Raw genomic sequence first — 26193 nt, forward strand, 5'->3', positions numbered from 1 at the left:
TTAGTGTATAAGAGTTGGGATCGCTAAGCGGAAGACGGGAATGGCAATACGGAACGACTGCCCTTCATGATCCAGCATTTCGTAATGGCCTTCCATGGTGCCTAATGGCGTTTCCAGGATGGCCCCACTGGTATATTGAAACTCATTGTTGGGCAGGATCAGTGGCTGCTCGCCAATCACGCCTTCTCCTTGCACATGGGTTTCCTTGCCGTTGGCATTGGTTATCAGCCAATAACGGCCGACCAGCTGTACGTTATGTCGTCCGAGGTTACGCACGGTGACAGTATAGGCAAAGACATAGCGCTCCTGTTCGGGAAGCGACTGGGTCTCGACATACATACTCTGGACCTGTACACAAACGCGTGGCGAATTAATCATCACAGCTGCTCCTGTTATATCTGTTGCGAAGGATGCTCCGCCAACCAGTTAGCGAGATGGCAGTATTGCGCCACTGAGATATTTTCGGCGCGCATGATGGGATCGATACCCAATTCTTTCAGTTGTTCTACGCTAAACAGACCACCCAGACTATTGCGTACCGTCTTTCTGCGTTGATTGAACGCCTGGCTGGTGATCCGCGCCAGTACCTGAAGATCGCTGACCGGGTAGGGCAGTTGTGCGTAGGGTACCAGACGGACCACTGCGGAATCGACTTTCGGCGCGGGCCTGAATGACGCCGGCGGAACTTCCAGCACCGGAATGATCTGACAATAATACTGTGCCATTACGCTCAGTCGACCATAGGCTTTACTATCCGGTCCGGCAACCAGTCGGTTAACGACCTCTTTCTGCAACATAAAATGCATATCGCGAATGGCCTGAGTATAGCCGAAAAGATGGAACATCAGTGGCGTGGAAATATTATAAGGTAAGTTGCCAAATACTCGTAACGGCTGGCCCAATTGCCGTGACATCTCAGCAAAATCCACTGTCATGGCATCCTGCTGCAAGATGGTTAACTTTGATTGCAGAAATGGATGCGTGGCCAACCTGGCCGCCAAATCACGGTCCAACTCTATCACCGTCATATGGTCAATACGTTCAGCTACCGGCGCGGTTAATGCGCCTAAGCCCGGTCCGATCTCCACTATAGCCTGATCCGGCTGTGGATAAATCGCCGAAACGATGGAATCGATGATATTTTCGTCGTGTAAAAAATTCTGACCGAAACGTTTACGGGCTAGATGGCCCTGATGTACAAGTTTACTCATTACGATAATTTATCATTTTATGGCGAGATTGGACGCCGGTTTAATACTTGCGGCCCTCGACGACAGGTTCCGGTTTTAACCACGGGATGCTATCGACGAAGGGACGAATTAAGGCAAGATCACAGACACCCCGTCGGTGCCGCACGGACACGCTTGCCGGGGTGGGGTGACCGCGGTGGTTTATTGAGCGCTGTTGTCCATGATTTTAACATAGGCGCCGGCGCGTTGTTCCTGCATCCAGGTTTGCGACTCTTCGGCAAACTTACGGTTAAACAGTAAACGATAAGCCTGATCTTTTTTGGTAGCCTCAGTACGATCGACCTGGCGGGTATCGAGCAACTGAATCAAATGCCAGCCGAAAGACGAGTGTACCGGCGGACTGATTTGACCTTTTTTGAGGCGCATAAGTGCGTCTCGGAACGTCGGATCGTAAGCGTCCGGTGCGGACCAGCCCAGATCGCCGCCCTGATTGGCCGAGCCGGGATCTTGAGAGATCTGTTTGGCCGCGGTAGCGAAATCGATCTTACCGCTTCTTATCTGCGCCAACACCTCATTTAACTTGGCTTCCGCTTGTTGATCGGTCATAACCACCGACGTACGCAACAGGATGTGTCGGGCATGTACTTCGGTGACCGAGACTTTCTCATTGCCGCCACGAATATCATTAACCTTGAGGATATGAAAGCCAACACCTGAACGAATCGGACCGATAATCGCCCCCTTTGGCGCGCCATGCAGACGTTCAGCAAATATTGTCGGCAATTCTTCCAGTTTTCCCCAGCCCATTTGACCGCCCTTCAACGCCTGGGGATCGGCAGAATAGCTGATGGCCAGCTTGCCAAAATCCGCCCCTTTTTTCAATTGCTCAACCAGCCCGTCGGCCCTGGCTTCGGCTTTATCGACCTGTTCCTGAGTTGGGTTCTCTGGCAATGGGATCAGAATATGGCTGAGATTGTACTGGGCGCCGTCACCGGTTTGGGCAGCGATTTGTTGCATCAAGGAGTCCACTTCTTGTGGCAGTATGGTGATGCGGCGACGAACTTCACCGTTACGCACTTCCGCGATCATCATCTCCTTGCGGATTTGTTTACGATAGGTGTCGTAAGTGGTCCCTTCAGCGGCTAAACGGCTACGCAGCTGATCCAGTGTCATCTGGTTCTGTTCTGCAATATGGGTGATGGACTGGGTCAATTGATCGTCGGTAATGGTAACGTTATTACGTTTGGCGATCTCCAGGATAATATTATCCATGATTAAACGTTCAAGGATCTGGTGACGCAGCGTTGCGTCATCGGGGACCTGTTGTTTTGCCTCTTCAGCATTGCGCTTAACCGATTGTAACAGCCCATTAACGTCACTTTCGAGAACCACACTGTTATCAACCACGGCGGCGACGTTATCCACCATCTGCGGCGCTGCGAACGCGGAACCGGCGTACATCGCCATGCAGAGTATAAGCGTTCTCCAGTTTTTCATAACTTTTCCATTTATATCAGCCGCATTTGCGGATTCAAGTTTAATGTTCGCTGGTGTGAAACAGCCTTAAAATGCCCGTTGATAAGGAATGATGCCGGACGCCAGCATTTTATCCGTTCCCAGGCCGTAATCGCTGCTCAGACCACGTAGTTGTATATTAAACGACACGGCATTTTCGTAGGTACTGGTACTGTTGTTGTAGTTCCAACTGGTAATCTTATGCGAGTAACCCACAGTAGCCGCCCAGCAACAGGTATTGTACTGTACGCCGATCAGCTGTTCGGCGGGTTTGCTCGCCTTGGTATCATAATAATACGCCCCAACCACCGACCAACGGTCGACGATAGGCCAACTGGCGATGGTGCCGACCTGCGAAATACCCTGCTGATAACCCGGATTGGTAATATTAGGCAACATGGCCTGAATATATTCGGGGCTGGCATAACGGTAGCTCAGCTGCACCATCCTGTTTTCATCACGGCGGTATTCCAGTACGGCGTCGCCCAGTGCCACCTTGTCCAAGCGGGTATCATACTGCACCCCACCCCGTACGCCCCATTGATTATCAATCTTCCAGTAGCTATCTCCCGCCCATACCGCACTGCCGGTTTGCGCATCTTGATCAAGGCTACTATTAGCCACGCCGGTGCGCGAACGGGTGAAGTAGTAGATTTGACCCAAAGAAGCGTTAAAACGTTCAATCATCGCGTCATCATAAAGTCGGGTGGTGACGCCACCGGCCAATTGGTTAGCGGACGCGATGCGGTCCAAGCCGCTGTAGCTGCGATCGCGGAATAAGCCGGAATAGTCTGTCTGTAGCAGCGTGGAGTCGTAAACCTGGACATTACTCTGGTCGCGATACGGGACATAGAGGTATTGCAGTCGGGGTTCCAAGGTTTGGGTATAACCTTGCGACCAATCCATATTTCGTTCAAAGACCATCTTACCGTCAGTTTTAAACTGCGGCATGACCCGGTTGACCGAGCCTTGCAACTGCTGATCGGGGTTATTGGCATTGTAATAATCGAGATTTTCTTGTTGCCAATGGGTCGCCATCACCTTGGTTTCGGTGTTCAGGCTGCCCCAGCGGTTGGCCAGCGGCAGGCTGATCGCCGGTTCGATATGTAACCGGGTAGCATTAGGAAGCGAATCGTTGACATTGGTAAAATTGGCGGCCTGGCCATAGATATGGGTATTAAACGGGCCCACATCGTTCTGGTAGTAGTTAATGTCTAACTGGGGCGAGGCACGATAAATATCGTTATTGCTTTGGGTAGAAAACACCTGGAACTGTTTGTTCGCCAGCGTAACGTCCCAATGCTCATCGGCGTAACCCACGCTGAATTTCTGGGTGGCGTAACCGTCAGTAGTGGCGCCGTACTGCGAGGTCAGATCGGTGAAATAATTGGGGTCGCTGACCCGCGTATAGTCGACGTTAAAGCGCCAAACGTCGTCCATAACACCGTTATGCCGCCAATAAAACATCCAGCGATCGGTGTTGCTGTCTTTCGGATAGATAGTGCCAGCATCTTTGGCATATTGTGAATCACTCGGCAACCAGTCGAACTGCACCAGTCCCAGGCCGGGTGTGGTCAGATAGCGGAATTCACTTTGCAACTGCGTGCCGCGGTTGCTCATATAATGCGGCGTAAGGGTGGCGTCATAGTTGGGCGCCAGGTTCAGATAATAGGGTATTGAGGTTTCAAAACCGCTTTTGGAGCTGTATTTGGCGTTGGGAATCAAAAAACCAGAACGGCGCTTATCACCTACCGGTAATTGGAGATAAGGGCTGTAAAATACCGGTACGTTGCCAATGCGAAAGCGGGCGTTGTAAATCTCCGCCACCTGTTCTTCGCGATCGTGGATCACTTCCGAACCCAATACACTCCAGCTATCATCGCCGGGCAGACACGAGGTAAACGTGCCGTTTTCCAATACCGTATAACGATTGTTGCCGCGCATTTTCATGGTGTCGGCATTGCCACGGCCCTGGCGTCCGACCATCTGGTAATCCCCCTGATAGACGTCTGTGTCCTTGGTATTCAGGTTTGACCAGGCTTTGGGGCCGCTGAGTTTAATCTGGTTATCGTCGTAGTGCACATCCCCGGTCGCCGTGACGGTACGCACCGGATCGCCTTTGGCCACTTGTTTTTGATCAAGTTCCACCTGTTTGGCGGTGAGGCTGCTATTACCCTGCGCGACATCCACATTACCGGTAAATGTCGCGTTATCCGGATAGTTGGCCGTAGCCTGGTCAGCCTGAATATGCACCGGTAACTGATTAGGATCGCCTTTCACCAGCGGCTTGGTATAGGCGGGCACGCCCAGCATGCATTGATCGGCGAAATCGGCCAACGCATGCTGACTATAAAGCGCCGACCAGATTAGGCTGGCCAGCAATGTGGGGAAACGTTTCTTCATATGCTTTTAAGGTGTTCCGTCATCTTGGGCTTCATGCCGTCAAACGGTCAGAGACTATCTCACTCACCGGAGTTGCGCCAGTGTTAAATCCCGCCGTTTATCCGCGCACCGTTAGGCACAGCGATAAATGACAGGTATGATAAAGCAAAATTGCACTGACGGCATGATGAATTGAGGAGTATATGCGGTATTGGGGTAAGGTGTTGGGCGTAATTCTGGGATTTCTTTCCGGAGCCGGTTTTTGGGGCGTAGTTATTGGTTTCCTTATTGGCCATATGGTTGACAAAGCGCGTGTCACCAGGCTCGGAGGCGGCGGCTATTTTTCTGACCAGCAAACCAGACAAAATGTTTTTTTTCGTACCACGTTTCAGGTTATGGGCCATCTGACCAAGTCTAAAGGCCGGGTCACCGAGTTGGATATTCAAAACGCCAACCTGATGATGGATCGACTGCGTCTCGATGGCCTGGCACGCACGGCGGCGCAGCAAGCCTTTCGTGAAGGGAAGGAGGCGCAGTTTCCGCTGCGTGAGACGTTGCGTGAGTTCCGGCAGGTGTGTTTCGGACGTTTTGATCTGATTAGAATGTTCTTGGAAATACAGATCCAGGCGGCATTCGCCGATGGTTCATTGCATCCCAATGAGCGCCAGGTGCTGTACGTGATTGCCGAGGAGTTAGGTATCTCCCGCATTCAGTTCGACCAGTTCCTTCGCATGATGGAAGGCGGCCAGCAGTTTGGTGGACACGGTGGTGGTGGCGAATATTATCCGCCAGGGGCCGATCGTGGTCCGACGGTCGAAGACGCCTGCAAGGTATTGGGTGTCAACAGTACCGATGACGCCACCACCATCAAACGCGCGTATCGTAAACTGATGAGCGAACACCACCCGGATAAACTGGTGGCCAAGGGGTTGCCGCCGGAAATGATGGAGATGGCCAAGCAGAAGACCCAGGCGATTCAAGCTGCTTATGATTTGATCAAACGCGAAAAGGGTTTTCATTAACCCCTTGGTATACAGCTAACCTATCATGGCGGCATGATAGGTCAGGTTCAAAAATCCGCCTCGCAGCGAAAATGAATCGGCGTATGAAATGCCGGATGGGTAATGGCCAATTCCTGGGCGTGTAATAACAATCGGGGCGATTTGGCCAAGGCTTCTGGCGTAGCATAAAAACCATCGCCCAAAATCGGATGTCCCATAGCTTGCATATGTACCCGCAGCTGATGGGATCGTCCGGTCACCGGCGTCAGTAACATTCTGGCAGTGTTGTCATCGTCATAGGCTAATACCTGATAGTGGGTTTGTGCCGCTTTGCCGGTGTCAAAACACACTTTTTGTTTAGGTCGGTTCGGCCAGTCGCAAATCAGAGGTAAGTCGATCTCTCCCTCTTCCCGATCAGGATGTCCCCACACCCGGGCAATATAAGATTTTCGTGGCTCACGATCGCGAAACTGCCGTTTCAACTCTCGCTCTGCTGCTTTGGTCAACGCCACCACGATCACCCCGCTGGTCGCCATATCCAGACGGTGTACCGATTGGGCCTGGGGAAACTGCTGCTGCACGCGCGCCATGACGCTGTCATGATGCTCCGGTGCCCGGCCGGGCACCGACAGCAGTCCGCTGGGTTTGTTCACCACCATAATATGTGCATCTTGATATAAAATATGCAGCCAAGGCTCACTGGGGGGATTATAGGGTTCCATACTGCTCCGTCTTGCTCCGCAAACGGGTTGCGGAGCATATAGGGTACTTATTGGTGGGTCACCACGATCAGCCGAATGGCATCCAGGCGCCAATTGGCCTGATCCAGATGGGCCAGCACCTGTTGACGGTTTGACGCCAGCGTTTCCAACTCGTCCTCACGAATCGCCGGATTCACGGCTTTCAACGCTTCCAGTCGGTTGAGCTCGGTGGTGAGGCTGTCATCAGCCAACATCCTGGCTTGCGCGATCAACTCTTGCGCCTGTTTAGCCACCAGTGCTTCGCTACTTTTTAATAGCGCATGCACTTCCGGCTGTACAGCGCTGACCAGCTTACCGGCGGTGTGGCGTTTTACCGCGTTAAGCTGGCGATTAAATTGCTCGAACTCTACCTGACCGGCAAGATCGTTGCCGTTTTGATCGAGTAACAGTCGCACCGGTGTCGCCGGTAAAAAGCGGTTGAGCTGCAATTTTTTTGGTGCCGGGGCTTCCACCACATAAATCAATTCAACCAGCAGGGTACCCGCCGGCAGTGCTTTGTTTCTTAGCAACGATACCGCGCTGGTGCCGCTGTTGCCGGATAATACCAGATCCAGGCCGTTGCGAATGATCGGATGTTCCCAACTGATGAATTGGGTTTCTTCACGCGCTAGTGCCTGCTCACGGTTAAAGGTAATGGTACAGCCCTCTTCCGGCAAACCGGGAAAGTCAGGTACCAGCATATGATCTGACGGCGTCAGGACAATGAGACTATCGCTACGGTCGGTCTGGTTAATGCCGACAATATCAAATAAATTGAGCGCGAAATTGATCAATTGCGGATCGCTGTCCTGTCCGGCGATGGCTTCAGCCAAGGATTGAGCCTCGGCACCGCCATTGGAATGCTGTTCTAGCAGGCGATCTCGGCCCTGTTCTAGCTGAAGTTTTAACCTATCGTGCTCCAGGCGGCTGTCGTGGATAAAGGCATCGAATCCCTCAAATTTGGTCGGTTCAGCGAGGTAACCGATCAACGGTTGAAAAAAGTGATCGTAGAGCGCGCGGCCGGTCGGGCAGGTATGCTCGAAAGCATCCAGTCCTTCATGGTACCAGCGGATCAGCACCGCTTGAGCCGTTTGCTCCAGATAAGGAACAAAAATGCTGATGTCGTGATGTTGACCGATACGATCCAAACGGCCAATGCGCTGTTCCAGCAGATCGGGGTTAAACGGCAAATCGAACATCACCATTTGACTGGCGAACTGAAAATTACGTCCTTCCGATCCAATTTCCGAACACAGTAGCACCTGTGCGCCCTCATCGTTGGACGCGAAATAAGCGGCGGCACGGTCGCGATCGAGCAACGACAGACCCTCATGGAACACAGCGGCGCGGATACCTTCACGCTCGCGCAAAACTTGCTCCAACTGCAGGGCGGTGGCGGCATGAGCGCAGATCACCAGCACTTTCTCCTGGCGATTTTGCAGCAAAAAATCCATTAACCACTCTACGCGCGGATCAAAGTTCCACCAGGTGGCATTTTCACCTTCGAATTGCTGGTAAATTTGCTCGGGGTAGAGCATGTTACGTGCGCGCTGTTCCAGGGTTTGTTTCCCGCCCATAATGCCGGCCACCTTGATGGCGGTCTGGTATTGGCTGGGCAGCGGCAGTTTAATCTGGTGCAGTATCCGCTGCGGGAAACCTTTTACGCCCTGGCGGGTATTGCGAAACAGCACCCGGCTGGTGCCGTGACGATCCATCAGCATGGCGATCAGCTCGCGCCGGGCGGCTTGCGCCCGTGAATCCTGGCCATTGGTCACCGAGAGTAATGGCTCAATATTCTGCTCGCCGATCATCTCGGATAGCAGATTTTTGGCATCGGCATCAAGTGCCTTGCCGTTAAGCAGCAAGGTGACGGCGTCGGCGATCGGCCGGTAACGCTGCTGTTCCGCTACAAACTCGGCGTAGTCGTGAAAACGGTCGGGATCGAGCAACCGCAACCGGGCAAAGTGGCTTTGCAGCCCCAGCTGTTCCGGTGTGGCGGTGAGCAGCAGGATACCGGGGATGGTGTTCGCCAGTTGTTCGATGACCTGGTATTCCCGACTCGGGGTTTCTTCGTTCCAAGAGAGATGATGGGCTTCATCCACCACCATTAAATCCCAGTCGGCGTTGCCCAGCTTTTCCAAACGGTCGTGATTGCGCCTGACAAAATCCAGCGAGCATAGCACCAACTGTTCGGTTTCAAAGGGGTTGTCACTGTCTTGCATGGCTTCGGCGTAGCGCTCTTCATCAAACAAGGAGAACAGCAGATTGAAGCGACGCAGCATCTCCACCAGCCACTGGTGCATCAGCGATTCGGGCACAATGATCAGTATCCGTTCGGCCCGGCCGGTGAGGAGTTGCTGATGAATGATCATGCCGGCTTCAATGGTTTTGCCCAGGCCGACTTCATCGGCCAGCAATACCCGCGGTGCGTAACGCTGCCCGACTTCGGAAGCTATATGCAGTTGGTGGGGGATCAGATTGGCACGAATGCCGCGCAGTCCGTTCCAGGCCTGGCGGAATTGTTCGCTGTGAAATTTTCGCGCCCGGTAGCGCAAGGCAAAGCGATCCATCCGATCGATTTGGCCGGCAAACAACCTATCCTGTGGTTTGCTAAAGGTCAGTTTACTATCAAGTAATACTTCGCGCAGCGCCGTATTACTCTCGTTATTATCCAAACGCGTACCAATATAGGTCAGCAATCCCTCGTTTTCCTCTACCGATTCCACGTTGAGCTGCCAGCCCTCATGGCTGGTGATGGTGTCGCCTGGATTGAATATCACCCGGGTAATAGGGGCATCCGCGCGGGCATACAAACGGTTTTCACCGGTAGCGGAAAACAACAGGGTAATCATGCGGGCATCCTGGGCGACCACGGTTCCCAATCCTAATTCACTTTCCGTATCGCTGATCCAGCGTTGACCTAAGGTAAAAGGCATAAATTCTCGGCTCGGTTTTATGTTGGTCAAAGTATGTTAGGCAAATATCTACCCGTGATCTTTCGAGTCGCAGGTACGTTGGCGGTACTCATGCACCCGAATTGCCCAGTCAGTTCATCGGGATTTATAAGCCTCATCCTGAGGCTCACCCTTCGGGCCAGCGTAAGCGCGGTTCAAATCTGTTCCCGACAGAGTTGTCTCTCGCTTGCCGCCTTCTTGCAACTCGACATCTATTGGGTATAACGGCAGTAACGCGGCATACCCAGGAGGACGGTAGGGCCGTTGCCAGTATAGGCAGAGGCCGATAACCTAGCAGGTGATGGCCGGTACTGCGGCGCAAAAATCGTTTAGGGTTAATATTGCGATCTGGAAGGGCGCTATGTTAATGGATGAGGGTGGTTTCGTCACCTACCAATCGACCTCTTTTATGTCAAAACAACCCCATCTGACCTGATAGCAGTGTCGCAAAGTCATCCTCTAGGAAGGGCAATATGGCGTCTGCCACCGGCTGCAGCTGTTTTTGCAGGTAGTGATCGTAGTCCGGTTTGGCTAGCACGATCTCTAGTGGCTCGGGCCCCTGGGCGGTCATGATATAACTTATCCAACCCCCGTTCTGGTAACGCTGCGGGCGACCCTGTTGCAGATTATACTCATCGGCAATTCTGGCAGCGCGGGCCTGCGGTGGGATATTGCGCTGATATTCAATCAGTTTTTGTCTTAGGCGTTTACGGTAGACCAGCAGATGGTCCAACTCACCATTCAGGGTACGACGCACGTAGTCCAGGATAAATTCCCGGTAGGGCTCGCGGCGAAAGATACGTTCATAGAGTTGTTGCTGGAATTGTTGGGCCAGGGGGGTCCAATCGCTACGTACCGTTTCAAGTCCTTTGAATACCATGCGATCGCCTTGACCATCATGCACCAGGCCAGCATAGCGTTTTTTACTGCCCAGTTCAGCGCCGCGAATGGTTGGCATTAAAAAACGGGTAAAATGGGTTTCATATTCCATCTCCAGTGCGCTTTCCAGTCCCAAGGTACTCGATAAATGAGTTTTCCACCATTGGTTGATATGAGTGACCAACTGTTGACCAATGGCGTCTGCAGCCAACGGGTCATGCGCCCGTTTTAGCCAGACGAAGGTGGAATCGGTGTCGCCGTATATGATGGGATAACCCTGGGCTTCGATCAGTTCACGGGTTTTATGCATGATCTCATGGCCACGCAGGGTAATCGAGGAGGCAAGCCGGGCGTCGAAAAAACGGCAGCTAGGCGCTCCCAGTACGCCATAAAATGCGTTCATAATGATTTTCATGGCCTGGGACAGTGGCTGATTTTTCAGACGTTTCGCGCGTTCGCGGCCCTGCCATAGGTCACTGACAATGTCTGGCAAACAATGATGGGTGCGTGAAAAACGCGCATTGATAAAACCGTCGACGGTGTGGGCTGAGTCAGTTTCGGCCATACCTTCGATCAGCCCCACCGGGTCGATTAAAAAGGTGCGGATAATGGAGGGGTAAAGGCTTTTATAATCTAAAACCAGCACTGAATCATAGAGGCCGGGGCGGGAATCCATGACATAACCGCCGGGACTGGCATGTACCGGCACATCCCCCACATTGGGTGCGACAAAACCGGCGCGATGCATCCGCGGTAGATAAAGCCAGGTAAATGCGGCCACCGATCCGCCGTTGCGATCCGCCGCCAGACCGGTCACCGTTGCCCGTTCGAGCAGGAAAGCCAGCAGTTGGGTATGCTCGAAGATGCGGGTAACCAGTTCGCAATCCCGAAGATTGTAGCGGGCTAACGCTGGCCGGTCCTCGCGGTACAGGCGGTCAATTTCGTCCATGCGCTGGTAAGGTGTTGCGATATCCTTACCCTCTTTGAGCAAGGTTTGCGCGACGTTTTCCAGGCTAAAGGAGGAAAATTGCCAAAAAGCCGACTTCAATGCCTCAATACCGTCGATAATCAGCCGCCCGGCGGCGTTGGCAAAATAGTAACCGGCCTTGGCCCCATGTTCACGCCATTCCAATGTACCACCATCACGCCCGAGCAGCAGCGGCAACTGGTAACGCTCGGCATGTTTTTGCAAGATACGTAAATCGAACTGCACCAGATTCCACCCGATAATAGCATCGGGATCCCACTCGGTGAACCATTGGTTCAGGCGTTGAATCAGCAGCGCACGGGTGGCAACATATTCCACATTCTGCTGTTCGAACGGCCGATCTTCGTCGGCGGGGATGATAATATCTGATGGTGCAGGCGGCTCGCCCAGCATGTACACCTGCCGCTGGCCACATCCTTGCAGGCCAATACAATAGAGCTCGCCAAAGCGGTTGGTTTCAATATCCAGTGACACCAGTTTCAGTTTGGGACGGTAGTACATATCCGGTTTAAGACGCGCGTCGGTAATGCTATTTTGATCGCAGGTTTGGCCGCTAAACCATACCGGGGCGGTAATAAATCTTTCCATCAAATAACGTTCGGGTGGGCGGATATCGGCTTCATAAAGCGGAATGCCGGCAGTTTTCAAGCTTTTTTCCAGTCGCCCCAGGTCACGATAATGCCGACAATAAACGCCTAGCACCGGCCGGTGATGAAAGTCGCGCAGATCCAGTGATCGCAGGCTACAGCCTTTTATTGCCAGCAATAATGGCTGTGCGCGCTCCCGGTATTCCGCCGGCATAAAGGCGATGGCGGGTTGTGGCGACAGGGTGATTTTTTGTGCGCCCGCGTCGGTCGCCAGCCAGAAGTCGATGACAATGCCATTAGGGGTGTCCCGCCAATGGCGGGTCAGGACAAAACCTTGACGTGGCGGCGATAGGTCTAGCATAGCGTTTGAATATCCACGAACACATACACTGTCGACGGCTAAAGCATAAGTATGATTATTTATACAGTTATTGTCCAGCGGCGCCTATCGGGCGCTTATCAGGGTGTGGTTACGCCCTTCGGCAAATCTGTATACAATTGATGGGTTGACCCAGTGGCTATATACCCTGACAATCCGGCCTCTTCGATTACCCAGGGAGGGTTATGAACGCGTTATTTGAACATTGGGTAACCCAATCCTTGGCTTTTTCGCTGATCGCTGTTTTTCTGGTGGCGTTTTTAGAGTCACTGGCCTTGGTTGGGCTTTTGTTGCCCGGCACGGTAATGATGGCGAGCTTGGGGGCGCTGATCGGTCACGGAACGATGGGATTCTATCCCGCCTGGGGGGTTGGGGTGATCGGCTGCATTATCGGCGATTGGATGTCTTATTTTATCGGCCATGGTTTTAAAAAACCGTTGAGAAAGTGGTCGTTTTTAAACAAATATCGCACCTTGCTTGATAAGACTGAGTACGCGCTGCATCGACACAGTGTGCTCACCATTTTGATTGGCCGGTTTGTTGGCCCGACCCGGCCGCTGATACCGATGGCTGCTGGGATGCTAGATTTACCGCCTCTGCGATTCGCTGTGCCTAATATCATCGGTTGCATAACCTGGCCACCGGTTTATTTTTTGCCGGGTATCCTGGCAGGTGTGGCCATCAACATTCCCGACGGTGAGCATAGCGGCCAATTCCGCTGGCTGTTGCTGACCGTAGCCCTGTTAATCTGGTTGACCCTGTGGTTTTCCTGGCGCTGGTGGCGCACGGGCAGACGTTCACCCGATCGCCTGGCGCGCTGGTTACCACTGTCAATGTTGCGCGGGTTGACAATACTGACGCTGTTTGCTGCTATGGTGGCGTTGATAACAGTATTGCACCACCCGCTGATGCCGATATACGCCAGCCAATTCTGGCAAGTGCTACGCTTCTAAGCGCTCGGGTAAGGAAAACATCGCATAAATGGCCCGGCCAAGATCCGGCTGGGTACCCATCAGTGCGGAGTTATTCTCTTTTAATATCGTTCCATTACTGGTAAGGATCAGCCTTAATTGCTGTGGCGAGAGCGACTTGTTATAGGCGATGGCGATGCTCGACAGACATGCCACTGCCCCGGCAACGATGGCGGTAGCGGCAGCAGTGCCGGAATAATTGTTGATATACCACGCGTTAGGTTGATTAAATAACGTAGCCTGGCCATAAGACGTGGTGACGACCGATGTCCCCCAACTGGCGTTGTCCACGCGGGATCCAAAGTTGCTGAAAGGAAGCCGTAAGCCGGTGCGCGGATCCAGTGCCCCGACGATGATCGCGCCCGAATCTCGTTGGCTCCGATCAAATTTGCCTTTTAATGCTGGATGGTCGAGGCTGACGCCGCCGTGGCCTGCGGACTGGATAACATGGATACCCTTATCCGTTAACATAGAGATGATATCAAACCAGGCTGATTCAAATTCCACCGGTAAATAAGCCGGTGTGTCGCTGTAGGCCATTTTCACACCCAGGTGCTGCATCCCGATTTGGATGATATCTCCCGGTTTGAGCCGATGGTAGAGATGATACAGATTTTGTACACCCTGACTGGCGTATCCCAGCATGGCAGCGGGAGTGATACCGACAATGCCCCGCCCGATACTCTGGCCAGCCATGATGCCCACCGTGGCACTATTATCGCCGCCTATCTTGGTGTTGCCTTCAACCAGCGACCGTTTGTGGGGCAGGTTAATATGGTCGGTAAACCAGGCATCTAATTCATTGGTGATAAGAGTCACGTTTTCGCCTCTTCCACCGCGATATGCCAGGCCGGCGGTACCGTCTATTCCACCGAGTTTATAACCGGTTGATACATGCTTCGCCGGCCAGAGGTAGTGCTGCATAGGCTGATAATTTGCCAGGGATAGGGTAGTCGTATCATGACCGGTCGTGGGTTTGGTGTACGCTGGTTCGAACGATAGGCTGTCCTGGTTACCGCCGCGTAATGATATGGGGTCGCTCGCGGGATAGACTAACTCAACGGTATTAGTCAACGCGATGGCCAGCAGGATTTCATTGATATAATTTTCGGCGTTTACATTTTCATTAAAAAAACTCACCATAAAATAACGATCCAGCCCGTGTCGATGACTGGATTCTCTGGTGACGCTATCCTCAAGCGTGGTGGTAGTATCAAATAACGGCTTAACTCCCAAGGTTTCGTAGGTGAGTTTTAACTCATGTTCAATGCGTTGAGCTTCGGCAAAGTAATATGTGTTACTGCTTTTTCGCAATTGAAATACTATATAGGTGTATTTCACCCCACGCCGTGCATAAAAATCGATTTTTTTGTGACTTTTAAGGTTCATTGTTTAAATTCTCCAGAAGTCGTTAACTTCAAATAAAAAATATGCAACATACTTAATATCAGTTTATGTTTTATTCACTATTAAGAACGCATGGTCTTCATTTATGTAACAACAGCGGATTGGATCGCTTCGTTACGATGTAAGCAATAGTGGGGCGGTAAGATTTGCATCATTTTTATCTTTTTTGAAACAACCATTAGCCTTCAAACATGAGCTAGGGCATCCGGCGTCACATGATTCGCCACCGATGGCAGACGTGTCATCCCCGTTATATTTCATGTTGCTGGTACGTAGCCCTCCTATAACATAAATTATTAAGGGCCAACTGGGCGGCCATTTTTCACGCTACAGAGCTGAATGATACGTTCGGACTCACCTGGACAAGATCCTGGGTTATCTGGTCTGCCGCCTAACCATGGTATGAAATATGTGCACATGTTCCCTTTGTTGTTCAACGCTATTATGTACGAGGATTTCCCTGGTGTGGATATCGTCGACTGGGTCTACCTTGAAAATGGTGTAATGATTTATATAATATTTTTATATTTCTTATATGAAATTATCAACATGCATGGACAGTAAAATGCTTATTTTTAGTATGTGTGAGAATAATGATAATCACAATATCTCCTTATTTTTATGTATTTACCATACTTAAAAATATAAAACCAGTAAATTGCTTTGAATGATATTCCAAAAAAAGCAATTCACATTAGTGGGATTAATGGTCTCTTTATTGGGATTATTTGATTGCGCCGGTTATTTTTTGGGTAACCGGTATCGGGGCTACATTCGTGTGGGAATGCCTAATATGGCCGCCTCGGGCGTTTCGCCGGTTACCAGGCAACGAGTCGGTCCGTCATAATATATTCGGCCGTCCACCACTAGTAGGGTGCGCGGCGCGATGCGCGCGGCATCATCGAGGTTGTGTGAAACCATCAACAAGGTTAATTGTCGCTGGTCGCACACCTCGGCGACCTGCTGGAGCATGTCATTACGCAGTGCCGGGTCCAGGGCGGAAAAGGGCTCATCCAATAGCAAAATGGGCTGTCGGCGCACCAGGCATCTGGCCAGCGCCACTCGCTGGCGTTGGCCACCGGAAAGCTGGCTGGGTAGACGGGTTAAATATTCCACCACACCTACCTGTTCTGTCACCCGTCGCAGCGCCGCACGTTGGTCTGGGGTCAGTTTTAAATTAGGATGCAATCCCAGCCCGATGTTTTGCTCAACCGTCAGATGGGCGAAGAGATTATTTTCCTGAAATAGCATTGAGACCGGCCGCCGGGCCGGTGGTGTTGCACTATGATCCACGCCGTTGAGGTATATGCTTCCGCTGTGCAGCGGTAGAAAACCGGCGATCAGGCTGAGCAGAGTACTTTTGCCCGCGCCGCTGGGACCGAGAATCGCCACTTTTTCACCCGCAGCGACACTCAGTTCGAAACGCATCGGCAGATGTTGGTACAAATACGTCAGCTTAGTCAGTTTTATCATGCGGCCCCGACAGTTTTTCGATGAGGGTAAAGAGTAAGAAGCACAGTATCAAAAGAAATAGAGCAGTAACCGCGCCATCCTGACTGTGATATGACCCGATCTGCTGATACAAATACCAAGGTAAGGTACGGAAATGCTCATTGCCAAACAGTGCCACCACGCCAAAATCGCCCACGGACAGCACACTGGCGAACGCCATGGCCCGGCCAATGGATAAACGCAACGCCTGCCATTCCACCCAGCGCAGCCGTGAAAGGCCGTGGATATCTAGTGACAGGCATAAGCGATTGTAACGCTCCGCCATATCGAGCATCGGTGTTTCGAGAATTTTCAGAGCATAAGGTATGGCCATCAACGCATTGGTCAATATCACCAATGCGTAAGGAGAGCGGGGTAACCCAACGGTTTTGTTGGCAATCAGAAAAAAACCCGTCGCCAGCACAATGCCCGGCATTGCCAGGATCAGCATGCCGCTTAAGTCCAGCAATTGTGCCGCCCATTCACGGTGGCGCAACCGCAGTTCGCGGCTGCTCCACAGCAGCATCAGGGTAAACACCACACACAGCAGCCCAGCGCCAATGGCAATGCGCAAAGATGTCAGCAGCGCTGACCATAATGCGCTCTGGGACAGGACCCGGACCAACCCTTGGTTTATCCCGCCGGTAATGACCGCCAGCAAGGGTGGTATCAGCAATAACATCGCCAGCAAGATAACCACTGCATCGATAACTCTGCGTAACCGACTATCCTGCGGATCACGCCAGCGAGTTAACTGCGTGGCACCTACCTGAAACGTTCGTGTCAGGCGCTGGCTTAGCAACACCAACCCCAGGCAGCAGACCATTTGAACCAGCGCAAGAATGGCCGCCCGCGCGGGATCGTAGTCATAGCTCAGCGCCTGGTAAATCGCCAACTCAATGGTGGTGGCCCGTGGCCCTCCGCCTAACGAGAGTACAGTAGCAAAACTGGCGAAACACAGCATAAAGATCAGCGCGGCCGCCGGAAAAAGTTGGCGGCGCAGGTATGGCCATTCCAAAATCCGGAAAAAAGCCCACCCGCTAATGTCCAACTGCGCGGCCAACTGCCGCTGCTCCACCGGAATGCTGTCTAACGCTTGTAATAACAAACGGGTGGCCAGGGGCAGATTAAAAAATACATGGGCTAACAAGATACCTTGCAGACCATAAGGAGAAAAACCATAAGGGATGTGCACCCAGGCACAAAGCTGTGCCAACCAGCCCTGACGGCCATAGACGCTGAGAATACCAAACACCGCAACCAGCACTGGCAATACTAATGTCATGGCGCAAAAACGCAGTAGTAGCCGCCGGCCGGGAAATCGCCGGCGAAACAGCGCCCGGGCCAGCAATAGCGCAGGCATAACCGATAGTAGCGCTGATAACAGCGCTTGCCAAAAAGTAAAACGGAGTACATGCCACAAATAACTGTCGGACCACCACAACCGCCAATGCTGCGCCGGGGCATTAAGCCATAACGCACCGACGGCGGCGAGGGCGATAGCGGTTAAGACTAATGCGGCCAGCAACCCAGGCCATAACCAGCGTGCAATCATTGGCTTACTGAACGTAACCACTCCTGGGTCCAGGCGGCGCGGTGTGCCGCCACATCGTCGGGACTGAAGGTCAGGGTTTTGGCGGGTAAGGCGTCAAATCCGGCGGGAAGCGTGGTTTTAATCACCGGATACATCCAATTTCCTGTGGGAATAGTCTGCTGAAAGGCCGGTGAAACGATAAAATGCATAAACTGTTGCGCCAGCTCGGGGTGTTTGCTGGCGGCCAACTGACCAGCGACCTCAACCTGCAGGTATTGTCCTTCGCTAAAGGCAGCGGCCGCATAGTTGTCTTTTTTCTCCTCAACGATGTGGTATGCCGGCGAGGTGGTATAGCTCAGGACCATATCCGCTTCTCCTTTGAGAAACAGACCGTAAGCTTCACTCCATCCTTTAGGTACCGTGACGGTTTTTTTCGCTAATCGCTGCCATGCCTGTGCTGCATCATCGCCATAGACTTTTTTCACCCATAACATCAAGCCCAAACCGGGCGTGCTGGTCCGCGGATCCTCATAAATAATTTTAAGCGGTACCGGGCCGTCTATTAGATCATGCAGACTTTTCGGCGGGTTTTTCAGGCGATTTTTATCGTAAACGAAGGCAAAATAACCGTAGTCAAACGGCAGAAAGGTGGCATTGTGCCAGCCATCCGGCAGGTTTAATCCGGTGGTATCTACGTGATGCTCGACGAATAAATGCGTATCTTGGGCGGCTTTAAGTAAATTATTATCTAACCCCAGCACTACATCGGCATCGCTGTTTTTGCCTTCGATGCGCAAGCGATTTAACAACGCCACACCGTCTTCCTGCACGACATATTTCAGCTCGCAGCCACATTGTTTTTCGAACGCGGTTTTTACCGCCGGTCCGGGGCCCCACTCCGATGCGAAGGAATCATAGGTTAGTACCGTAAGGACAGGTTTAGCCAGCGCCGGAGCGGCGGCCAGCAGTAACAGACAAGGAAACCATTTTTTTAACACTTTGCGCTCCTGAAAAAAAAGGTGGCAAAGGTTTTTGAGGCGATGAGGCACACTCTCAAATCCCTTCGCCGGTATTAACCGGATCAGGTTCGACGGGTTTACTCTCAGCGATCATCTGGCGTCGTACCGTGCAAGATGTTTCGCACCCCGTTGAGAACAGAAGCAATTGTAATGGTTTTATGTTTGGCTTGCCAACAATACCCGGCTTATTGCGTCTTTCGGGGGTACGAACCCGGCGGATTTAACATCAAACCATGCCAAGGTGTTCATGCCACCATTAAGTGGATGGCAGCGTTATTCTCTTGGAGTATGTTGCATCAGCTGAAGGATATCGCTGTGGGGGGTAACATAGTGGTGACAATAAATCACCGTAATAAACAGCATCAGTGATGTGAAGCAAAAACCAGGATGTGGCCATAGTTGTAAACGTAATGCTGAGTTTTGGTCTCTTCCACCCGCCAGTGGCGTGAGCTGACCGCTTTTTTGCTGCAATGGTGTGGTGCAACATGATCGGTATTGGCTTATGCGGCAGGTTCTGTCAGGGCATCAAGCTCTGCGCTGCTCAAACCGGTGGTCAGTTCAATGGTTGCACGCTCCAGACCTATCGCCAGCATATTACGGGCGATGTTTCTACACCCTGCACTGAGTCCTTCTTGGCGGCCTTCTTGCAGTCCTATCTTGTGTCCTTTTTGTTCCAGTTGTTCTGCAATGGTCATCATTTCCTCCTTGTAATGGGGTGTTTTTTTTCCCAGATTACGGAAAAAAGCGTCCGAGTCAAGGGTATTTGCCTCCTGCGCCAGATAGTGCAGCAGGCATATCATCTGCTCTTTACTGGGCTGGGTTAATTCAAGCAGAAAGGCGATATCGCGCAAGCGGAGGTTAATATCCCGCTCGCGGATGTGTTTTTGCACATATTCGAGCAATGCCACTTTGCGGTGGGTTTTGATCTCCGCGTCAGGGACCACGGTGATGTCCACCAGAGGGAACGCCTGGCGGTACAATTCTTCCGCCATGGCGGGATCGTCAAAGCCGTCCAACCAGCGGGTGCTATAAGGATAAGGGCTCTGAACCCCATGGTAAAATACCATCGGTATGACGAGCGGCAGCTTTTTATTGCCCTGCTCAATATGCAACTGCATGGCAAGTAAGCTGTAGCGCAGCAGACGAAACGCCATCAGCGCATCGGCACTGGACTGGTGCTCGATCAGGCAATAGATGTAACCCGGTCCGGCGGTGGTCTGCAGGCGATAAAGCATATCGCAGTAATACGGGCGCATATCATCTTCAATAAAACTGGTGGAGGTGATGGCCAATGTGCTGAGATCGCATTTTTCCCGCAGCGCCGGCGGCAAATGTATGTGCAAAAAATCGCTCGCGACGCTGACATCGCTAAAGAATTTTTTGAACAACGAATCATGAGGTGTGGGGATAGTTTTCATGGGCGCACTATAAAAGCGCCCACCTCGACAAAATATAAACACCTCCCGGGCTGGGTAGATCACTGATTAAATTTACGCGCAGTCTCACAGTTTACTGAAACGCTCCCGGGTTTTTCAGTCCGAGCCCGAACTAACCACACACCAATAAAAGTTCGAAATAAACAGCGCATTTAATTGATTTAATTTATTTAATTATTAAATGAATGATAGGGTACAGAGGTACAGAGGTACAGAGGTACAGAGGTACAGAGGTACAGAGGTACAGAGGTACAGAGGTACAGAGGTACAGAGGTACAGAGGTACAGAAGTACAGAGGTACAGAGGTACAGAAATATTGAAAAATTTAAGTATGTAGGTGTTTAGGTATTAATCTTTCAGTCCTAGTCCTAGTCCTAGTCCTAGTCCTAGTCCTAGTTTAGGTTTAGGTTTAGGTTTAGGTTTAGGTTTAGGTTTAGGTTTAGGTTTTGACCTTGGGCCGGCATAAAGCGCGCTGATGGCACGGCAACCGACCGGATGAGCCGCCGGGAGCGGCGAAAGCAAAGGGCCGCGCCGGGAGCGCGTCCCGTGCGGTCCATAGGGTGGTCGCCGGGACGGAAGGCACCGCAACGCGGCGCGTGATCTGCCGAAAACCCGGGAGTCGAGAGGGCCGGGCTAGCGGTCCTCTCGTCGCTTGCCCGCACCGGGCTAACGACACCACCACTGCTCGCGGCAAGAGAAAGCCCCTCGGGCTAACGACACCACCGCCTGCGGTACTCTCTCTTATCCCTTAATGCAAAAACGCCGGCTGCTTGGCCTCATAACCCGCAATTGCCTCATCATGCTGCAGCGTCAGGCCGATACTATCCAGGCCGTTAATCATGCAGTGCTTGCGAAACGCGTCAATTTCAAATGAATAAACCTGTTCGCCGGCAATCACCTGCTGGCGTTCTAAATCCACCGTAAAGCACGCGCCTTCCTGGCCGGCGACCAGGGTGAATAAGGTATCCACTTGTTCCGCCGACAGGGCGATGGGCAGCAATTGACTATTAAAACTATTGCCATAAAAAATATCAGCGAAACTGGGGGCGATCACAACCTGGAAGCCATAATCCGCCAGCGCCCAAGGTGCGTGCTCTCGAGAAGAGCCGCAGCCGAAATTTTCCCGCGCTAACAAAATGCTGGCACCACGATAGCGTGGTTGATTAAGCACAAAATCCGGATTAGGTCGCTGGCCGGCATCGTCCAGAAAGCGCCAATCGTTAAACAAGTGCTGGCCAAATCCGGTGCGGGTTACTTTCTGCAAAAACTGTTTGGGGATAATAGCATCGGTGTCCACGTTTGCGGCGTCTAACGGTACCACCAGCCCGGTATGTTGCGTAAATTTTGCCATGTTGCTGTTTCCCTTAATGTAAATCACGGATATCGGCAAAACGGCCAGTCACCGCCGCCGCCGCCGCCATGGCCGGACTGACCAAGTGGGTTCGGCCGCCGCGGCCTTGACGACCTTCGAAATTACGGTTGCTGGTGGAGGCGCAGCGTTCACCGGGATTCAGTCGGTCGTTATTCATCGCCAGGCACATGGAGCAACCCGGCAACCGCCACTCAAAACCAGCATCTAAAAAGATCTTATCCAGGCCTTCGGCCTCCGCCTGGGCTTTTACTGGTCCGGAACCCGGAACAACAATGGCCTGCACACCACTGGCAACATGGCGGCCTTTGGCAATCGCCGCCGCCGCGCGCAGATCTTCAATGCGGGAATTAGTACAGGAACCGATAAAGACTTTATCGATGGTCACATCGGTCAGACGAATACCCGGCTGTAAATCCATATAGACCAGAGCTTTAGCCGCTGAACTGCGTTCCGCTGGGTCGCTGAACGAGTCCGGCGTGGGGATAGGCTGGTTGATGGCAATAACCTGGCCGGGATTGGTCCCCCAGGTTACCTGCGGTGCAATATCTTCTGCGTGCAGCGTAACCACTTTATCAAATACTGCGTCGTCATCAGATGTCAGCGTATTCCAATATGCGATTGCCTGCTGCCAGTCGTCGCCTTTTGGTGCGAACTGGCGTCCCTGCAAATAGGCAAAGGTGGTCGAATCAGGGGCTACCAATCCGGCCTTGGCACCCATTTCAATGGCCATGTTGCACAGCGTCATACGGCCTTCCATGCTCAGGGACGTCACCGCCGCGCCACAAAATTCCACCACGTGTCCGGTACCCCCAGCTGAGCCAATTTTTCCGATGACCGCCAATACAATATCCTTGGCGGTAATACCGCTGGCGGCTTGGCCAGTCACTTCCACTTTCATGGTTTTAGCGCGACCTTGCTTTAGCGTCTGTGTCGCCAACACATGTTCGACTTCCGAGGTACCAATACCAAAAGCCAGAGCACCAAAAGCGCCATGGGTGGCGGTATGGGAATCTCCGCAGACGATGGTCATTCCGGGCAGCGTCATGCCTTGTTCTGGGCCAATGACATGGACGATGCCTTGATAAGGGTGGTTCAGGTCATACAGCTGGATGTTGAATTCTTTGCAGTTTTTGATCAGTTCCTGCATTTGGATTCGGGCCATTTCTCCACTGGCGTTAATATCACGGGTTTGGGTGGAAACATTATGATCCATGGTGGCGAAAGTCTTCGCCGGCTGGCGTACCGGGCGCCCCATGGCCCTCAGTCCGTCAAACGCCTGAGGGGACGTCACCTCATGCACCAAATGGCGATCGATGTATAACAGCGGCGTCTCATTGGCAGTCTCAACGACAACATGCGCATCATATAATTTTTGATATAACGACTTGCCCATACGATTTAAGCCCCCTGAATAATATAATCGGCGATGATGGAGCCTTGCTCATCGGTGCCGATCGATAGGCCGCTGCCGGCCAGATCGGCGGTACGGTAGCCGGCTTCCAGAGCGTGGTTCACCGCCTGCTCAATCGCGTTCGCTTCCTCGTCCAATCCCAGGCTGTAACGTAACAACAGGGCGAGGGAAAGAATTTGTGCCACCGGGTTGGCCAGATTCTTTCCGGCGATATCCGGCGCTGAGCCTCCCGCAGGCTCGTACAGACCGAAGCTTTGTTCGTTAAGGCTGGCTGATGGCAGCATCCCCATGGAACCGGTAATCATGGCGCATTCATCGGAGAGAATATCGCCGAACAAATTGGAACACAGCAGTACATCAAACTGTGACGGGTCTTTGATTAACTGCATGGTGGCGTTATCGATATAGAGGTGAGATAACGCAACATCAGGGTAATCACGCGCAATTTCAATGACAATTTCACGCCACAGAATCGAACTTTGCAGCACATTGGCCTTGTCTATGGATGTGACGATGCTGCGGCGTTTACGTGCGGATTCAAACGCAATGCGTGCAATACGTTCGATCTCAAAGCGGTGGTACACTTCGGTATCAAAGGCGCGCTCATGCATGCCGCTGCCTTCGCGTCCTTTCGGCTGGCCGAAATAGATACCACCGGTCAATTCCCGTACGCACAAAATATCAAAACCGCGGGCGGCGATATCGGCTCGCAGGGGGCAAAAAGCCTCCAGTCCAGGGTAGAGCTTTGCGGGACGCAGGTTGCTAAACAGTTTGAAATGTTTACGCAGCGGCAATAACGCGCCGCGTTCAGGTTGTTCCGCCGGTGGCAAATGTTCCCACTTGGGTCCCCCTACGGAACCAAACAGAATGGCATCGGCCTGTTCACAACCGCTGATGGTCGCCGCTGGCAGCGGATGGCCATGCTTATCGATGGCGACACCGCCAACGTCGTATTCGCTGGTGGTGATGCGCAGGGAAAACCGTTCGCGTACCGCGTTCAACACTTTATACGCCTGCGCCATCACTTCCGGACCAATGCCGTCGCCCGGCAGTACCGCTATATGATATGTCTTGCTCATGTTCACACCGTTTCCTGATAATCACGTTGATTGTTTTGCCCTTGCAGGCGCTGCAGCTCAATCTCCACTTGCTGTGCCCGCCAGATATTATTCATCACATGCACCATTGCTTTGGCGGAGGATTCAATGATATCGGTATCCAAACCGACCCCGTGGAAACGGCGGCCATGGTATTCCACCACAATATCCACCTGACCGAGCGCATCGCGGCCGTGGCCTTTAGCGGTCAACTGATATTTTTGCAAGGTAATAGGGTAGTCGGTAATACGATTTAACGCCTGGTAGACGGCATCTACCGGGCCATTGCCGGTGGCGGCTTCCGATTTTATGTCGTCACCACAGGCCAGTTTTACTGACGCAGTGGCCATGTCGCCGGAGCCAGATTGAACGCTGAAATAATCCAGGCGAAAATGTTCTGCTTCCTCCTGCTGCTTACTGATAAACGCCAGCGCTTCCAAATCATAATCAAACACCTGGCCTTTTTTATCCGCCAACTTGACGAAGGCAGCATAGAGTTCATCCAGGTTATAGTCCTGTTCCTGATACCCCATTTCCTGCATCCGGTGCTTCACCGCTGCACGACCGGAGCGAGAGGTCAGATTCAGCTGTACTTCCTTAAGACCGATGATCTCCGGGGTCATGATTTCATAATTTTGGCGATTTTTCAGTACCCCATCCTGGTGGATACCCGATGAGTGGGCGAACGCGTTGGAACCGACGATGGCTTTGTTCGCGGGGATGGGCATATTACATAATTGGCTGACGATTTGGCTGGTACGATAAATTTCTTGATGATTAATAGTAGTATGCACACCCATAATATCGGCCCGCACCTTGATCGCCATGATCACTTCCTCCAGCGCGGTATTGCCGGCCCGTTCGCCGATGCCGTTCAGTGTCCCTTCCACCTGCCTGGCCCCAGCCTGGATCGCCGAAATCGAGTTACCAACTGCCATGCCCAAATCGTCATGGCAATGCACCGAGATAATGGCGCGATCAATATTGGGTACTCGCTGGTAGAGCGACGTGATAATGCCGCTGAACTGTAATGGAGTAGTATAACCCACGGTGTCGGGAATATTGATGGTACTCGCCCCAGCGTTAATGGCCGCTTCCACAATCCGGCACAGATTATCGATAGGGGTACGCCCCGCGTCCTCACAAGAAAATTCCACGTCGTCAGTATAGTTGCGTGCACGTTTTACCGATTGCACCGCCATCTCCATCACCTGATCAAAACTTCTTTTCAGCTTGGATTCAATATGTAACGTCGAGGTAGCCAAGAACACATGGATGCGAAAAGCTTCGGCTACCCGCAATGCTTCTGCTGCCACGTCGATATCTTTCTCTACGCAGCGCGCCAGGCCACAGACTCGGCTGTTTTTAATATGACGGGCAATGGTCTGTACGGACTCAAAATCACCAGGAGAGGATACCGGGAAACCAACTTCCATCACGTCGATGCCCATTCTTTCCAATGCCAGGGCGATTTGCAGTTTCTCTTTGACACTCAGGCTAGCTTGCAATGCCTGTTCACCATCACGCAGAGTGGTATCGAAAATTATAACGTGTTCGCTCATGGTTAATCCTATTGGTTTACTTTAGCGCGCATTGCAGGCATAAAAAAACCCGCGCAGTGCGCGGGTTTTTTTATCTGGAACGGTAGAGTCAGCTTTTAACTCCGTGTACCAGCGTACCGCGCATCGTGGGTGCGAGTAGTAGTAGGCTTAGTAGACGGGTAGAAACAAACATCATTGCGTAGTGTTCCAGATCATGAATAGGTCAATGCACTATTGGTACATGAATCATTAGTGCATGTCAATAGTACCTCCTTCATCTTTCAAGCCGTAAGTGCGTT

General features: G+C 52.2%; 18 protein-coding genes and 1 riboswitch. Of the genes, 2 read left to right on the top strand and 16 right to left on the bottom strand.

The genetic code is table 11. The annotated features are described in order from the left end of the window. The 4 genes from apaG to lptD all read right to left on the bottom strand — a co-directional run bounded on the left by apaG (position 1) and on the right by lptD (position 5108). Positions 1 to 378 carry a Co2+/Mg2+ efflux protein ApaG gene (gene apaG / locus SJI19_RS20165; protein WP_323480074.1) on the bottom strand — a complete coding sequence of 126 codons (378 nt, stop codon included), beginning with the start codon at positions 376 to 378 and terminating at the stop codon, positions 1 to 3. Positions 379 to 392: 14 nt separating this feature from the next. Further along, entirely contained in the window at positions 393 to 1211 is an 819-nt protein-coding gene (gene rsmA / locus SJI19_RS20170) for a 16S rRNA (adenine(1518)-N(6)/adenine(1519)-N(6))-dimethyltransferase RsmA (RefSeq protein ID WP_323480056.1), read from the bottom strand. A 180-nt stretch (positions 1212 to 1391) separates the two neighbouring features. Next, positions 1392 to 2687: a peptidylprolyl isomerase SurA gene (gene surA / locus SJI19_RS20175; protein WP_323480057.1), complete on the bottom strand. Its 1296-nt coding sequence runs from the start codon at positions 2685 to 2687 to the stop codon at positions 1392 to 1394. A gap of 66 nt (positions 2688 to 2753) precedes the next feature. After that, positions 2754 to 5108 (bottom strand): LPS assembly protein LptD, encoded by a 2355-nt coding sequence (gene lptD / locus SJI19_RS20180; RefSeq protein ID WP_323480058.1) that lies wholly within the window; start codon positions 5106 to 5108, stop codon positions 2754 to 2756. Positions 5109 to 5290: 182 nt separating this feature from the next. Between lptD and djlA the strand changes: the two genes are divergently transcribed. Beyond that, entirely contained in the window at positions 5291 to 6109 is an 819-nt protein-coding gene (djlA, locus tag SJI19_RS20185) for a co-chaperone DjlA (protein ID WP_323480059.1), read from the top strand. A gap of 47 nt (positions 6110 to 6156) precedes the next feature. Here the strand turns inward: djlA and rluA are convergent, their stop codons facing one another. From rluA to SJI19_RS20200, 3 genes are all read right to left on the bottom strand, one after another. Continuing rightward, entirely contained in the window at positions 6157 to 6810 is a 654-nt protein-coding gene (gene rluA, locus SJI19_RS20190; protein WP_323480060.1) for a bifunctional tRNA pseudouridine(32) synthase/23S rRNA pseudouridine(746) synthase RluA, read from the bottom strand. A gap of 47 nt (positions 6811 to 6857) precedes the next feature. Next, positions 6858 to 9764, bottom strand: coding sequence for an RNA polymerase-associated protein RapA (rapA, locus tag SJI19_RS20195; protein WP_323480061.1), 2907 nt, complete (start codon positions 9762 to 9764; stop codon positions 6858 to 6860). Positions 9765 to 10194: 430 nt separating this feature from the next. Beyond that, entirely contained in the window at positions 10195 to 12597 is a 2403-nt protein-coding gene (locus SJI19_RS20200; RefSeq protein ID WP_323480062.1) for a DNA polymerase II, read from the bottom strand. A 203-nt stretch (positions 12598 to 12800) separates the two neighbouring features. Here SJI19_RS20200 and SJI19_RS20205 point away from each other — a divergent pair, with 203 nt between their 5' ends. After that, complete coding sequence (locus SJI19_RS20205) at positions 12801 to 13568, top strand: DedA family protein (protein WP_323480063.1); 768 nt, start codon at positions 12801 to 12803, stop codon at positions 13566 to 13568. Here the strand turns inward: SJI19_RS20205 and SJI19_RS20210 are convergent. The 9 genes from SJI19_RS20210 to leuA all read right to left on the bottom strand — a co-directional run bounded on the left by SJI19_RS20210 (position 13557) and on the right by leuA (position 25915). Further along, complete coding sequence (locus SJI19_RS20210) at positions 13557 to 14975, bottom strand: S8 family serine peptidase (RefSeq protein ID WP_323480064.1); 1419 nt, start codon at positions 14973 to 14975, stop codon at positions 13557 to 13559. The genes SJI19_RS20205 and SJI19_RS20210 overlap by 12 nt on opposite strands. A 786-nt stretch (positions 14976 to 15761) precedes the next feature. Further along, positions 15762 to 16466, bottom strand: coding sequence for a thiamine ABC transporter ATP-binding protein ThiQ (thiQ, locus tag SJI19_RS20215; RefSeq protein WP_323480065.1), 705 nt, complete (start codon positions 16464 to 16466; stop codon positions 15762 to 15764). Further along, positions 16450 to 18039, bottom strand: a complete 1590-nt coding sequence (gene thiP, locus SJI19_RS20220; RefSeq protein WP_323480075.1) for a thiamine/thiamine pyrophosphate ABC transporter permease ThiP — start codon at positions 18037 to 18039, stop codon at positions 16450 to 16452. The genes thiQ and thiP overlap by 17 nt, the downstream gene beginning before the upstream one ends. Beyond that, complete coding sequence (gene thiB, locus SJI19_RS20225) at positions 18036 to 19016, bottom strand: thiamine ABC transporter substrate binding subunit (protein WP_323480066.1); 981 nt, start codon at positions 19014 to 19016, stop codon at positions 18036 to 18038. Before thiB ends, thiP begins: the two co-directional genes overlap by 4 nt. A gap of 42 nt (positions 19017 to 19058) precedes the next feature. Beyond that, positions 19059 to 19176: riboswitch (TPP riboswitch) on the bottom strand. A gap of 361 nt (positions 19177 to 19537) precedes the next feature. After that, on the bottom strand, positions 19538 to 20455 hold the full coding sequence (locus tag SJI19_RS20230) for an Rpn family recombination-promoting nuclease/putative transposase (RefSeq protein ID WP_323480067.1): 918 nt from the start codon (positions 20453 to 20455) through the stop codon (positions 19538 to 19540). Positions 20456 to 21221: 766 nt separating this feature from the next. Next, positions 21222 to 21824: a 3-isopropylmalate dehydratase small subunit gene (leuD, locus tag SJI19_RS20235; protein WP_323480068.1), complete on the bottom strand. Its 603-nt coding sequence runs from the start codon at positions 21822 to 21824 to the stop codon at positions 21222 to 21224. A 13-nt stretch (positions 21825 to 21837) separates the two neighbouring features. After that, the gene (leuC, locus tag SJI19_RS20240) at positions 21838 to 23238 is read right to left on the bottom strand and encodes a 3-isopropylmalate dehydratase large subunit (RefSeq protein WP_323480069.1); all 1401 of its coding nucleotides are present in this window, start codon (positions 23236 to 23238) and stop codon (positions 21838 to 21840) included. 5 nt (positions 23239 to 23243) lie between these two features. Beyond that, positions 23244 to 24335, bottom strand: a complete 1092-nt coding sequence (leuB, locus tag SJI19_RS20245; protein WP_323480070.1) for a 3-isopropylmalate dehydrogenase — start codon at positions 24333 to 24335, stop codon at positions 23244 to 23246. 2 nt (positions 24336 to 24337) lie between these two features. Next, positions 24338 to 25915 carry a 2-isopropylmalate synthase gene (gene leuA, locus SJI19_RS20250; protein ID WP_323480071.1) on the bottom strand — a complete coding sequence of 526 codons (1578 nt, stop codon included), beginning with the start codon at positions 25913 to 25915 and terminating at the stop codon, positions 24338 to 24340. Positions 25916 to 26193: the final 278 nt, after the last annotated feature.

The organism is Acerihabitans sp. TG2 (genome assembly GCF_035013185.1).
GTDB lineage: Bacteria > Pseudomonadota > Gammaproteobacteria > Enterobacterales > Enterobacteriaceae > Acerihabitans.